The sequence below is a fragment of the Spirillospora sp. NPDC048823 genome, from assembly GCF_043198445.1.
In the GTDB taxonomy this organism is placed as follows: domain Bacteria; phylum Actinomycetota; class Actinomycetes; order Streptosporangiales; family Streptosporangiaceae; genus Spirillospora.
Genome location: NZ_JBICUT010000012.1, coordinates 105,713 through 119,272, shown reverse-complemented (window position 1 = coordinate 119,272; position 13,560 = coordinate 105,713). Strand labels below are relative to the sequence as shown.

The window sequence follows — 13,560 nt, the reverse complement described above, 5'->3', positions numbered from 1 at the left end:
GTTGTGCACGTGAACCGTCGAGCGAAGATCGTCAGCACCATCGGCCCCGCCTGCTCCAGCACCGAGCAGATCAACGCCCTCGTCGAAGCCGGGATCGACGTGGCCCGCCTCAACATGAGCCACGGCGACCACGCCGTCCACGAAGAGGTCTACCACCGGATCAGGGCGGCCGCCGACGCCACCGGACGGGGCGTCGGCATCCTCGCGGACCTCCAGGGCCCCAAGATCCGCATCGGACGCTTCCCCGACGGCCCCGTACGCCTCACCCTCGGCGACGAGTTCACCATCACCACCGACGACGTCCCCGGCACCCGCCGCGAGGTCTCCACCACCTACCATGGCCTCCCCGGCGACGTCGGCCCCGGCGACAGCGTCCTCATCGACGACGGCCGCGTCGCCCTCAAGGTCACCGCCGTCGACGGCGCCCGCGTCCGCACCACCGTCACCGTCGGCGGCATGGTCTCCGACAACAAGGGACTCAACCTCCCCGGCGTCCCCGTCAGCGTCCCCGCCCTCACCGACAAGGACGAACGCGACCTCCGCTGGGCCCTGCGCCTCGGCGTCGACCTCGTCGCCCTCTCCTTCGTCCGCACCCCCGCCGACGCCGACATCTGCTACCAGATCATGGAAGAGGAGGGCGTCCGCGTCCCCCTCATCGGCAAGATCGAAAAGCCCCAGGCCGTCGAACGCCTCCCCGAGATCGTCGCCGCCTTCGACGGCATCATGGTCGCCCGCGGCGACCTCGGCGTCGAACTCCCCCTCGAACAGGTCCCCATCGTCCAGAAACGCGCCATCGAGCTCTGCCGCGAGAAGGCCCGCCCGGTCATCGTCGCCACCCAGATGCTCGAATCCATGATCTCCGCGCCCCGGCCCACCCGCGCCGAGACCTCCGACGTCGCCAACGCCGTCTTCGAAGGCGCCGACGCCGTCATGCTCTCCGGCGAGACCAGCGTCGGCCAGTACCCCATCGAATCCGTCCTCACGATGAGCCGCATCGTGCAGACCGCCGAACAGGCCGCCCTCCAGGCCACCCACACCCTCGATCGCATACCCGAGACCGTCGGCGGCGCCATCGCCCGCGCCGCCGCCGAGGTCGGCGCCATCGTCGGCGCCGAGGCCCTCGCCGCCTTCACCATGTCCGGCGAGACCGCCCGCCGCCTGTCCCGCTACCGCTCCCCGATCCCCCTGCTCGCCTTCACCTCCGTCCCCGCCGTCCGCGGCCGCCTCGCCCACGTGTGGGGCGTCGAAACCTTCATCGTCCCCCAGGTCGACCACACCGACGCCATGTTCGGGCAGGTCGAGCAGGCCCTCCTCGAACTCGGCCGCGTCCAGAAGGGCGACAAGGTCGTCGTCGTCGCCGGCTCGCCCCCCGGCACCCCCGGCTCCACCAACGCCCTGCGCGTCCACAGCATCGGCGAGGCCATCACCGTCCAGCCCTGACGCACCACACCAGCGGCCAACCACCCCGCCGGGCACCGCGCGAACCGCACCCCCGCGCGGTGCCCGGCCCCGTCCCGCCGTGTCACCGTCCGGTCTCAGAACCACCTCACTCCGAAAACACCGCCCACCAGGGTCAAGACCCGAGATATGTGGAAAGACGATCTCGTAACGGGTGATCGGCGCCCCTTCACAACGGGCAGCCACTCCCCTACGTTCCGGGAAATCAAGCCGTTCCCCTGATCGGTGGTGTGATGGACCTCAACGAATCCCTCGGCGACGCCAGCAGCTTCATCTGGGGCCCCTGGCTCCTCATCCCGCTGCTCCTGCTCACCGGCCTCTACCTGACCATCATCCTGCGCGGCCTCCAGGTCCGCCACTTCCGCCTGGCCTTCCGCCTCGCCTTCGGGCGCAGCGACGCCGAAGCAGAAGGCGACATCACGCACTACCAGGCGCTGTCCACGGCCCTGGCCGCGACCGTCGGCGTCGGCAACATCGCCGGTGTCGCCACCGCGATCGCCCTCGGCGGCCCGGGCGCCGTCTTCTGGATGTGGGTCACCGGCATGGTGGGCATGGCCACCAAGTACAGCGAAGCCTTCCTCGGTGTGCGCTTCCGCCGCACCGACGCCGCAGGCGAGCAGGGCGGCGGCCCCATGCACTACCTGAGGAACGGCATCAAAGGCCCGGCCGGCCTGATCCTCGGCGGCTTCTTCGCCGTCGCCGGGGCCATCGCCGCGTTCGGCATCGGCAACATGACCCAGGCCAACACCGTCGCCGCGAACGTGAAAGAGGAGTGGGGCGTCGACCCCATTTTCACCGGCATGATCATCACCGTGTTCGCCGGCGCGGTCATCCTCGGCGGCATCAAGAGCATCGGCCGCTTCACCAGCGCCTTCGTGCCGCTGATGATCGTCCTCTACGTCCTGGGCGCGGCGGGCGTCCTGGCCTTCAACCTCGACGAGATCCCCGGCGCGCTCGGCACCATCTTCACCGACGCGTTCTCCGGCACCGCCGCCACCGGCGGCTTCGTCGGCGCGGGCGTCGCCGCCGCCATCCAGTACGGCGTCGCACGCGGCATCTTCTCCAACGAGTCCGGTCTCGGCACCGGCGGTATCGCCGCCGCCGCGGCCAAGACCAGCCATCCGGTCCGGCAGGCCCTCGTGTCGATGACCCAGACCTTCATCGACACCCTCGTCGTGGTGAGCTTCACCGCACTGACCATCGTCATCACCGGAGTGTGGGACGACGCCGGCGAGGAGGAGGCCGCCAGCTTCACCGCACGCGCGTTCGACGCGGGCCTGCCCGGCGAGTGGGGCAGCCTCATCGTCACGCTGAGCGTGATCTTCTTCGCGTTCTCCACCCTGCTGGGCTGGTCCTACTACGGAGATCGCTGCGTGGAGTTCCTGTTCGGCCGCAAGGCGGTGTTCCCCTACCGCATCCTCTTCATCGTGATCGTGTACGTGGGCGCCACCACCACGCTCACCACGGTCTGGACCTTCTCCGACGTGATGAACGGCCTAATGGCACTGCCCAACCTGATCGGCCTGCTCATCCTGTCCCCGCTCGTCTACCGGGAGACACGCGACTACTTCCGGCAGCGCCCCAAGGAGGACACGACCGCCGAAACCACAGCGAAGTAGCCGAGACGACGCCGGGCCTGATCAGCCCTCAGGCCCGGCGTCCCTCCGGCCGCTCAGCACTTCGGCCCCACGAACTCGTCCAGCCGCGCCACCGCTCCCCGCTCTTGAACTGCCGCCGTATCCGGTTGATCGTGCGGCGCCCATCCGAAGGCGTGCCGACTCTCGGCTCTTCTCCGTATCCATACGGTGATGATGTCGGTCCGATCCGACAGAACGCGGCCGCTGGTCGCCGCCATCGCTTGCCAGTCACTGCAGCGAGCTGGGCATCACCCTCGGCAGGACCTGGGGTGAGCGATTACGCCCCCGCTGAGATCAAACACCGCCCGACTGGACGGCATTCGATACATGTGCCCCGAGTGGGATTCGAACCCACACTTGATGTGGTTTGAGCACATTCCCTCTGCCTGTTGGGGTATCGGGGCATCTGTTTCAATTGTCCGTTTTGTGCTGCTGTGGGGGTGGCCTCGGTCCAGGGTAGCGGGTTTCGGTAGGGTCGGGGTGTGGAGAGCGCGCGGCGGGTTGTGATCGCGGAAGACGAGGCCCTGATCAGGCTGGACCTGAAGGAGATGCTTCAGGAGGACGGCTACGAGGTCGTCGGGGAGGCCGGGGACGGCGAGACGGCCGTGCGGCTGGCGGGTGAGCTGAAACCCGACCTCGTGATACTCGACGTCAAGATGCCGGTACTGGACGGGATCTCCGCCGCCGAGCGCATCTCGGCGGACCGGATCGCGCCGGTGGTGATCCTCACCGCGTTCTCCCAGCGCGAACTCGTCCAGCGGGCCACGGACGCGGGGGCGATGGCCTATCTGGTCAAGCCGTTCTCCAAGACCGACCTCGCGCCCGCGATCGAGATGGCGGTGAGCCGGTACACCGAGCTGCGGGCGCTGGAGGCGGAGGTCGCGGGGCTGCAGGAGCGGCTGGAGACCCGCAAGGTGGTGGATCGCGCCAAGGGGCTGCTGCAGGAGGCCAACGGATGGTCCGAGCCGGAGGCGTTCCGGTGGATCCAGAAGGCCTCGATGGACCGTCGGCTGACGATGCGTGCCGTGGCCGATACCGTCGTGGAGGAGCTCTCTCGCCAACGGGAACGTCCTGACGTGGGCTAATGCAGTCCGTTCTGTCACGTTCTGCGAACGATTCGTTCACGACTCCGCTGTCGCAGGGTACCGCCGATCGGCGCTTCGCTACGCTCGCCACACATTCCTGATGTGCGAGTAAAGGAGCCTGTGTGCGCCGAACACTGGCGGCCGCCCTGCTCGCGCTCGCCGCGATCCTGCTGGTCACCCCAGCGGCGTTCGCGGCTGAGGGCGAGGCATTGGCAGGCACGGTGCGAGGTCCCGACCGTAAACCGGTCGCGGATATCGTGATCATGGTCAAGCAGGGCGAGAAGGAGGTCGGCGAGGCCACGACCGGGGCCGACGGGACGTGGCGTGTCGAGGTCCCCGGACCCGGGCGCTACGACGTCAGCCTCGACGTCGGATCCCTTCCGCAGGGGATGGTCATGCGCCGCCAGGGAGGCGAGTCGCTCACCGACATCTCCGTGACCGAGGGCCAGGAGCGGAGCGTGCTGTTCCCGCTCGTCGCCGAAGGCCAGGCCGGCGGGGGAACGGACGGCGGTCCGGACGCCCAGCCGGCCGACACGGGACCGGGCACGGGTGAGCGGTTCCTCCAGCTGCTGCTGGAGGGCCTGCGGTTCGGCGCCATCATCGCGATCACGTCGGTCGGCCTGTCATTGATCTTCGGCACCACGCGGCTGGTGAACTTCGCCCACGGCGAGCTGGTGACGCTCGGCGCGGTGATCGCCTGGTTCGTGAACGTGCAGGGGCCGACCTGGCAGCTGATCCCGGCGACCCTGGTGGCGGTGGCGGCCGGGGTCGGCATCGGAGGCGCGGTCGAGCGGGGCATCTGGCGGCCCCTGCGGCGGCGCGGGGTGGCGCTGATCCAGATGTTCATCGTCTCGATCGGCCTGGCGCTGCTGCTCCGGCACGGGATTCAGGTCTGGTTCGGCGCGACCGCCCAGCCCTACGCCGACTACCAGATCCAGGAGCGGCTGACCTGGGGTCCGCTGTCGATCACGCCCAGGGATCTGACGATCATCGGCATCTCCTTCGCGGTGCTGTTCGCGGTGGGGCTCGGGCTGCAGCGCACACGCATCGGGAAGGCGATGCGCGCGGTGTCCGACAACCGTGATCTCGCGGAGTCCTCGGGGATCGACGTCTCCCGGGTGATCCTTTACGTGTGGATGCTGGCCGGCGGCCTGGCGGCGCTCGGCGGCGTGTTCTACGGCGTCAGTGAGAACGTCTCCTTCAACATGGGGTTCCGATTGCTGCTGTTGATGTTCGCGGCCGTGATCCTCGGCGGGCTGGGCACCGCGTACGGTGCGATCGCGGGCAGCCTGGTCGTGGGGATCGTGGCGCAGGTGTCCACGCTGTGGCTCCCGGTGGAGCTGCAGAACGCCTGGGCGCTGGTGGTGCTCATTCTCGTGCTCATGTTCCGGCCTCAGGGGATCCTGGGCCGCGCGGAACGAGTCGGATAGGGGGCGCGGGACATGGACTTCATCGAGATTCTCGCGGCCTCGCTGCGCGGGGCGTTCGCACCGGAGGCGGCGGTGTACGCGCTGGCGGCCATCGGCCTCAACGTGCACTTCGGCTACACGGGCCTGCTCAACTTCGGGCAGGTGGGCTTCATGCTGGTCGGGGCGTACGGCCTGGCGATCAGCGTGAGCACGTTCGGCTGGTCGATGTGGGTCGGCGTGCTGGTCGGCATGGCGTGCGCGGCGGTACTGGCGTTGCTGCTGGGCATTCCGACCCTGCGATTGCGGGGCGACTATCTGGCGATCGTGACGATCGCGGCAGCGGAGATCATGCGTTTGGTCTACCGGGCGGAGTTCGCCAACGAGGTGACCGGCAGCGTGTACGGGCTGCAGCAGTTCGCGAACCCGTTCTTCGAACTCAATCCGTTTCCGGCGGGCTCGTACGGGGTGGGGCGGTTCTCCTACTCCGACCGCGACCTGTGGGTGATGACCTTGGGCTGGGCGCTGGTCGCGGTGGTGGCGCTCATGGTGTACCTGCTGGTGCACAGCCCGTGGGGCCGGATCCTCAAGGGAATCCGCGAGGACGAGGACGCCGTGCGCGCCCTGGGCAAGAACGTCTTCGGCTACAAGATCCAGAGCCTGGTGCTCGGTGGTGTGATCGGTGGGCTGGCGGGCGTGATGTTCGCGATCGGCTTCCAGTCGGTGCAGCCGGACACCTTCAACCCCGAGATCACGTTCTTCCTGTGGACGGTGCTGCTGATGGGCGGGGCCGGGCGGGTGCTCGGGCCGATCGTCGGTGCGTCGATCTTCTGGTTCATCCTGGTGTTGATGGACACCACGCTGCGTCAGGCGCTCAGCGCGGGATACATCTCCGACAGCATTCTGGAGTCTTCGGACATCGGCCCGCTGCGTTTCGCGGTGGTGGGACTGCTGCTCATGTTGATCATGATCTACCGGCCGCAGGGCGTGCTCGGCAGCAGGAGGGAGATGTTGCTCCATGACCGATGAGCCGATGGGCGCGCAGGGCGACGGCGCAGACGGCGCCGAGCTGGGCGACAGCGAGATCGTCGAGGCCAGGCAGCTGGCCGAGGAGGCGGTGGAGGAGACGGTCCTGCCGGACGAGTCACCGCTGGCCGGGCTCACCGGCGAGCCGGGGATGGCCAAGCCGGACCCGATTCTCGTCGCCGACGAGGTGAGCCGGGCGTTCGGCGGGCTGAAGGCGGTCGACGTCGGCCACCTGGAGGTCCAGCGCGGGACGATCACCTCCCTGATCGGCCCGAACGGTGCGGGGAAGACGACGCTGTTCAACGTGCTGACCGGGTTCGACCGGGCCAATGGAGGCACGTGGTCGTTCGACGGCCGCCCGGTGGCGGGGCTCCCCGCCCACAAGATGGCCAGGCGCGGGATGGTGCGGACGTTCCAGCTGACCAAGGCGCTGACCCGGCTGACCGTGCTGGACAACATGAAGCTGGCGGCGGTCGGCCAGCGCGGTGAGAACTTCTTCAACGCGCTGGTCCCGGCTCTCTGGCGTCCGCAGGAAAAGGGGCTGGAGAAGCGGGCCCTGGAGCTCCTGGACCGGTTCAAGCTGGCGCACATGCGCGATTCGTTCGCCGGTGAGCTGTCGGGCGGCCAGCGCAAGCTGCTGGAGATGGCGCGCGCGCTGATGGTGGGCCCGTCGATGGTGATGCTGGACGAGCCCATGGCCGGCGTGAACCCGGCGCTGACCCAGTCGCTGCTCGGGCACGTCCGGGCGTTGCGCGACGAGGGCATGACCGTCCTGTTCGTGGAGCACGACATGGACGTGGTCATGGGGATCAGCGACTGGATCGTGTGCATGGCGCAGGGACAGGTGATCGCCGAGGGCACGCCGGACCAGATCCGTTCCAATCGGACGGTCATCGACGCCTACCTTGGAACCAGGCACGAGCTGGAGGCGGAGGAGTAGAGGATGACCGAGACGGACGCGCAGGCGGCGGAGCAGAAGGCTCCGGAGCCGCTGCTGGTGGCGGAGAAGGTGGTCTCCGGGTACATCCCCGAGGTCAACATCCTCAACGGCTGCGACCTCACCCTCGCGGAGGGGGAGGTCGTGGCGGTGATCGGGCCGAACGGCGCGGGTAAGTCGACGCTGGTCAAGACGATGTTCGGGCTGATCCCGGTTCGTTCGGGGTCGATCCGGCTGAAGGGCTCCTCCTGCACGAACCTCACCGCGCACGAACTGGTGTCGCGGGGGATCGGGTACGTGCCGCAGACGCAGAACGTGTTCCCCACGCTCAGCGTCGAGGAGAACCTGGAGATGGGGCTGTACCTGCGGCCGAAGATGTGGAACGAGCGCTTCACGTTCGTCTGCGAAATGTTCCCGCTGCTGGGCGAGCGGCGCAAGCAGAAGGCCGGCGCGCTGTCGGGCGGTGAGCGTCAGATGGTGGCGATGGGCCGCGCACTGATGATGGACCCGTCGGTGCTGATGCTCGACGAGCCGACGGCCGGGCTGTCGCCCAAGTTCCAGGACCAGGTCTTCGAGCAGGTCAAGCAGATCAACACCAGCGGTGTGTCGATCGTGATGGTGGAGCAGAACGCGAGTCGCTGCCTGCAGATCTCCGACCGCGGATATGTGCTCGACCAGGGGCGCAACGCCTACACGGGCACCGGCGCCGAGCTGCTGCACGACCCGAAGGTCATCGAGCTGTATCTCGGCACTCTCGCCAAGGTCGACTGACCCGCCGCCCGGTCCGCGCCGGTGCGCCGGAGCGGACCGGGACGGGGGCGACGTGGCAGGACGAACGAGGAGGGCCCGGCCTGCAGGCCGGGCCCTCCTCGTTCGTGTGCCCGGTATGGGAGATCACCGGTATAGGGGCGTTCAGCGGTTCGCCGGACCGCCGGGGCGGGCCCGCCGCGCCCGGGTGACACGGAAAGGAGGGGCGGGAAACCCCGCCCCTCCTTTCCGATTCGCGCTGCTGTGAGGTCAGCTCACCGGCTTGCTCTGGACCGTGTCGATGATCTCGAACTTGCCCTTGTCGTTGTACTCGTAGATCTCGATCTCCGTGGAGCCGGGCTCGCCGGGCTCGGTGAAGTCGAGCGGGCCGCTGGCACCGTCGTAGTCGATGTCCTTGCCCTGCTTGATCAGGTCACGGCACTGCGTGAAGGTGGTGCACTTCTCGCCGCCCTTGGTGACCTCGTTCATCTTGGTCTTGAAGACCGCCGGGTCGTCGGTCTTGGCGGTCTCGGCCGCCAGGGCCATGACGGTGACGCAGTCGTAGACCTGCGGTGCGTACTGGAAGACCTCCAGCTTGGGGTCGAACGCCTTCAGGCCGTCGGTGAACGCCTTGTTCTCGACGGAGGCGGGACCGGTGCCCTTGAAGCCTTCGATGACCGAGGGGTCGCTCTTGGAGAAGCGCTGGGCCATCTCCTCGTCCTTCATGCCGTCGGCGCTGTAGAACTGGTTCGCCTTGAAGCCGGCCTCGATGAGCTTGGTGCCCAGCTGGGCGCCCTCCTGGAACGAGACCATGACGACCGCGTCCGGCTTGGCGTCCCGGACCTTGGTGACCGTGGCGTTGAAGTTGGTGGTGTTCGGCTCGTAGGCCTCCATCACCGGCACGGTGGCGCCGACCGCCTCCAGCGCCTTCTTGGTCGCGTCGGCCAGGCCCTTGCCGTAGTCGTCGCCGCGGTAGGTGATGGCGACGGTGGAGTGGCCGTCACCGGTGATGGTGTCGGCGAGGATCGGCCCCTGGAGCACGTCGCTCGGTGCGGTGCGGAAGTAGTAGCCGTCGTCCTTGTAGGCGGTGAACGTCGGCGCGGTGTTGGAACCCGAGCACTGCACCTTGCGGGCGCTCTTCACCTTGTCGAGGATGGCGAGGGACATGCCGGAGGCGGCCGCGCCGACGATCCCGTCGACGTTCTGGCCCAGCAGCCGGTCGACCGACGCGTTGGCGATCTCGGCCTTGCCGCCCTCGTCGGACCCGACCACTTCGGGCATCGGCTTGCCGAGGACGCCGCCGGCCTTGTTGATCTCGGAGATGGCGTACTTGGCCGCCGAGACCTGGGGCGGGCCGAGGTGGGCCAGCTCGCCGCTCTCCGGGAAGATGTAGCCGAGCTTGAGCACCCCGTCCTTGCTGTTCGCGCCGGCGTTGGTCTTCTTGTCGCCGTCGCCGTCGCCGCCGCCGCAAGCCGCTAGGGCGAGCGCGGTCACGGCGGTAAGTGCCAAGGTGCGGAACCTTCTGCCGCCTTGCATGGGCATCTCCAGCTGTCCGTGGACTGTCACTTTGTGTCCGTTTTGTACAGTGCCACGGAGGCTACTTGACCAGGCAGTTCAGGGGGAGGCGGGTGTCGGGGTTGCGGCCGAGTCGTGATCTGATGTGACCGTTTCGTGAAATGCCGCGCGCCGCGTGGAATGCCGCCCGGCATCGGCGGCTCCGCGTCCGAAAGGGGCCCGGGATCACCTTTGGGGCCGTACGAACCTTCCCCGGGCGCGTACGTTGTCTACTCGGTGATCCCGGGCCGTTCCGATCCACGGTACAGACCGGGGGGCGCGCATCGCAAAGAAAGCGCGGATCAGCCGCCGGGCGCGTCCCGCAGCATGCAGGTGAGCCGCGCGGTGCAGACCCGCCGGCCCTCGTCGTCGGTGATCACGATGTCGTAGGTGGCGAGGGTGCGGCCGCCGTGGGTGCGGGTCGCCACACCGGTGACGTACCCCTCGGTCGCGGACCGGTGGTGGGTGGCGTTGATCTCGATGCCGACGGCGATGCGGCCGGCGCCGGCGTGCAGCGCCGCGCCGGTCGACCCGATCGACTCGGCCAGAACGCACGACGCGCCGCCGTGCAGGAGCCCGAACGGCTGGGTGTTGCCCTTGACGGGCATGCGGCCCACGACGCGTTCGGGCGAGGCCTCCAGGCACTCGATGCCCATGGCCTTGCCCAGGTCGCCGTACGCGTCCGGTCCGGAGCCGGCGGGATTCACGGCGGGCTGCGTCCCGGGGTTGTCAGTCACTTACGCCTCCACAAAACTGTCGTACGCGCAGACTAGAGTCCTGGTGTGGCGACGACAGCAGCGACCCCTGACAAGCGTGACCGGCTTCTCCTGCTCGACGGGCATTCTCTGGCCTACCGGGCGTTCTTCGCGTTGCCCGTGGAGAACTTCTCCACGACCGACGGGCAGCCGACCAACGCCGTGTACGGCTTCACCTCGATGCTCATCAACGTCATGCGGGACGAGCGGCCCACCCATATCGCGGTGGCGTTCGACCGCTCCGAGCCGACGTTCCGGCACGAGCAGTACGTGGAGTACAAGGCGGGCCGGCAGAAGACGCCGGACGAGTTCCGCAGCCAGGTCAGCCTGATCTTCGAGGTGCTGGACGCGCTGCGCATCCCGCGGCTGTCGGTCGCCGGGTTCGAGGCGGACGACATCATCGCCACGCTGTCGGTCCAGGCCACGCAGGCCGGCCTGGAGACGCTGATCGTCACCGGCGACCGGGACGCGTTCCAGCTCGTCAACGACGACGTCACGATCCTTTACCCCATCCGCGGCGTGTCGGAGCTGTCGCGGATGGACCCGGGCGCCGTCGAGGCGAAGTACGGCGTCCCGCCCGAGCGGTACCGGGAACTGGCCGCGCTGGTGGGGGAGAGCAGCGACAACCTGCCCGGCGTGCCCGGCGTCGGCCCGAAGACCGCCGCCAAGTGGCTGGCCAAGTACGGCGACCTCGGCACCCTCGTCGACCGGGTGGAGGAGATCAAGGGCAAGGCGGGCGACAACCTGCGCGAGCACCTCGCCGGGGTGCTGCGCAACCACCAGATCAACAAGCTCGACACCGAGGTCGGGCTGGAGCTGACGCCGCCGCAGCTGACGATGGGCCAGTGGGACCGCGAGGAGATCCACACCCTGTTCGACTCGCTGCAGTTCCGGGTGCTGCGCGAGCGGCTGTACGCGACGCTGTCGGCGGCCGAGCCGGAGGCCGACGAAGGCTTCGACGTCGAGGTGGACGCACTGGAACCCGGCGCCCTCGGCGCCTGGCTGGAGACCAACGCCGGCGACCGGCTCGGCATCGCCGTCACCGGCTCCTGGGGCCGCGGAACCGGTGAGATCACCGCGCTGGCCCTGGCGTCCAAGAAGGGGCCGGCCGTTCATCTCGACCCGGCCGAGCTGATCGAGGACGACGAGCGCGCCCTGGCCGCCTACCTCGCCGAGGCCGCGCGTCCCAAGGCGATCCACGAGGCCAAGGGGCCGATGCTGGCGTTCGCGGCCCGCGGCATGACGCTGGAGGGCGTCACCAGCGACACCGCGCTCGCCGCCTACCTGGCACTGCCGGGGCAGCGGACGTTCGACCTGGCCGACCTCGCCCTGCGCTACCTGCACCGCGAGCTGCGCAGCGAGACCGAGGAAACGGGGCAGCTCACCCTCGACGGCTCCGGCGAGGTGGAGGCGGCGCAGGCCCTCGCGGTCCGCGCGCGCGCCGTCACCGAGCTGGCCGACGTCCTCGACAAGGATCTCGACAAGCGCGGCGCGACCCGGCTGCTGCACGAGGTGGAGTTGCCGCTCGTCCGCGTCCTGGCCGACATGGAGCGCGCCGGAATCGCGGTCGACACCGGCCATCTCGCGGAGATGTCCGCGTCCCTCGGCGGCCAGGTCAAGGAGCAGGAGCAACTGGCCCACTCGGCCGTCGGCCGCGAATTCAACCTCGGATCGCCCAAGCAGGTGCAGCAGGTCCTGTTCGACGAGCTGAACCTGCCGAAGACCAAGCGCACCAAGACCGGCTACACCACCGACTCCGAGGCCCTGACGAACCTCGCGGAGAAGGACCCGCACCCCGTCCTCGACCACATCCTGCGCTGGCGGGAGGTCGCCAAGCTCAAGAGCATCGTCGACTCCCTCATCCCGATGGCCGACGACGCCGGCCGCATCCACACCACGTTCAACCAGATGATCGCCGCGACGGGCCGGCTGTCGTCCACCGACCCGAACCTGCAGAACATCCCGATCCGCACCGCCGAAGGCCGCCAGATCCGCGAGGCGTTCGTCGTGGGCGCGCCCTACGAGTCGCTCCTGACGGCCGACTACTCGCAGATCGAGCTGCGCATCATGGCGCACCTGTCGGAGGACGAGGCGCTCCTGGACGCGTTCGGCACCGGCGCCGACTTCCACACCATCACCGCGTCCCGCGTGTTCGGGCTGCCGCCCGAGCAGATCGACTCCGAACTGCGCGCCCGCATCAAGGCGATGAACTACGGCCTCGCCTACGGCCTGTCGGCGTACGGGCTCTCGCAGCAGCTGCGGATCTCCCCCGACGAGGCCCGCGGCCTCATGGAGGAGTACTTCGAGCAGTTCGGCGGTGTCCGCGACTACCTGCGCGACATCGTCGCCAAGGCCAGGCAGGACGGCTACACCGAGACGATCCTCGGCCGCCGCCGCTACCTGCCCGACCTCAACTCCGACAACCGGCAGCGCCGCGAGATGGCCGAGCGGATGGCGCTCAACGCCCCCATCCAGGGATCGGCGGCCGACATCATCAAGGTCGCCGGCCTCAACGTCGACCGCGCCCTCCGCGCCGCCGGCCTGGCGTCCCGGATGCTCCTCCAGGTCCACGACGAGCTCGTCTTCGAAGTCGCCGCCGGCGAACTCGACGACCTCAAGTCCCTGGTGAGCACCGAGATGGCCGGAGCCTACGACCTCCGAGCCCCACTCGGCGTCTCCATGGGCACGGGCCGCACCTGGCAGGAAGCAGCGCATTAGTTTCTTGCATTTCCCTTGGCGGTCGGGCCCTGGGGGCCCTCCTTCGGCGGGAACTGCGGTGCGATCGCTGCATCGCTTCGGCTCGCCTGGCGGCTCGCTGCGCGATCAGGTTTCTCGCAGGCTCGAAACCTGCCTTCGGACGCGATCGCGACGGTTTTGGTCGTTGCGTGGTTGCGGTGGCGGCTGGGGTGGTCGGGCGCGGCTGGGAACCCGACGGCCGACACCGGCCCTTGAGGA

The 13,560-nt window shown here is 68.8% G+C and carries 10 protein-coding genes and 1 tRNA gene; 8 read left to right on the top strand and 3 right to left on the bottom strand.

The features are described from left to right. The first annotated feature begins 9 nt into the window (after window positions 1-9). Window positions 10-1,440, top strand: a complete 1,431-nt coding sequence (pyk, locus tag ACGFK0_RS25850; RefSeq protein ID WP_392909060.1) for a pyruvate kinase — start codon at window positions 10-12, stop codon at window positions 1,438-1,440. A 251-nt stretch (window positions 1,441-1,691) separates the two neighbouring features. Next, a complete protein-coding gene (locus tag ACGFK0_RS25845) occupies window positions 1,692-3,077 on the top strand; it encodes an alanine/glycine:cation symporter family protein (RefSeq protein ID WP_392909057.1) in 1,386 nt (461 codons plus the stop codon). 348 nt (window positions 3,078-3,425) lie between these two features. Here the strand turns inward: ACGFK0_RS25845 and ACGFK0_RS25840 are convergent. After that, a tRNA-Leu gene (locus tag ACGFK0_RS25840) sits at window positions 3,426-3,499 on the bottom strand. Between the two features lie 78 nt (window positions 3,500-3,577). On the opposite strand from ACGFK0_RS25840, the gene ACGFK0_RS25835 reads away from it, so the two are divergent. The 5 genes from ACGFK0_RS25835 to ACGFK0_RS25815 all read left to right on the top strand — a co-directional run bounded on the left by ACGFK0_RS25835 (window position 3,578) and on the right by ACGFK0_RS25815 (window position 8,320). Next, entirely contained in the window at window positions 3,578-4,180 is a 603-nt protein-coding gene (locus ACGFK0_RS25835) for an ANTAR domain-containing response regulator (protein WP_392909055.1), read from the top strand. A 122-nt stretch (window positions 4,181-4,302) separates the two neighbouring features. Then, the gene (locus ACGFK0_RS25830; protein ID WP_392909053.1) at window positions 4,303-5,610 is read left to right on the top strand and encodes a branched-chain amino acid ABC transporter permease; all 1,308 of its coding nucleotides are present in this window, start codon (window positions 4,303-4,305) and stop codon (window positions 5,608-5,610) included. A gap of 12 nt (window positions 5,611-5,622) precedes the next feature. Continuing rightward, window positions 5,623-6,615 carry a branched-chain amino acid ABC transporter permease gene (locus tag ACGFK0_RS25825; RefSeq protein ID WP_392909051.1) on the top strand — a complete coding sequence of 331 codons (993 nt, stop codon included), beginning with the start codon at window positions 5,623-5,625 and terminating at the stop codon, window positions 6,613-6,615. A 148-nt stretch (window positions 6,616-6,763) separates the two neighbouring features. Further along, window positions 6,764-7,552, top strand: a complete 789-nt coding sequence (locus tag ACGFK0_RS25820) for an ABC transporter ATP-binding protein (protein WP_392909267.1) — start codon at window positions 6,764-6,766, stop codon at window positions 7,550-7,552. A gap of 3 nt (window positions 7,553-7,555) precedes the next feature. Then, the gene (locus ACGFK0_RS25815; protein ID WP_392909049.1) at window positions 7,556-8,320 is read left to right on the top strand and encodes an ABC transporter ATP-binding protein; all 765 of its coding nucleotides are present in this window, start codon (window positions 7,556-7,558) and stop codon (window positions 8,318-8,320) included. Window positions 8,321-8,566: 246 nt separating this feature from the next. Here the strand turns inward: ACGFK0_RS25815 and ACGFK0_RS25810 are convergent, their stop codons facing one another. Both ACGFK0_RS25810 and ACGFK0_RS25805 read right to left on the bottom strand, forming a co-directional pair. After that, window positions 8,567-9,832 carry an ABC transporter substrate-binding protein gene (locus ACGFK0_RS25810; RefSeq protein WP_392909047.1) on the bottom strand — a complete coding sequence of 422 codons (1,266 nt, stop codon included), beginning with the start codon at window positions 9,830-9,832 and terminating at the stop codon, window positions 8,567-8,569. Between the two features lie 320 nt (window positions 9,833-10,152). Beyond that, on the bottom strand, window positions 10,153-10,557 hold the full coding sequence (locus ACGFK0_RS25805) for a PaaI family thioesterase (protein WP_392909265.1): 405 nt from the start codon (window positions 10,555-10,557) through the stop codon (window positions 10,153-10,155). A 75-nt stretch (window positions 10,558-10,632) separates the two neighbouring features. On the opposite strand from ACGFK0_RS25805, the gene polA reads away from it, so the two are divergent. Next, window positions 10,633-13,323, top strand: coding sequence for a DNA polymerase I (gene polA, locus ACGFK0_RS25800; protein WP_392909045.1), 2,691 nt, complete (start codon window positions 10,633-10,635; stop codon window positions 13,321-13,323). Window positions 13,324-13,560: the final 237 nt, after the last annotated feature.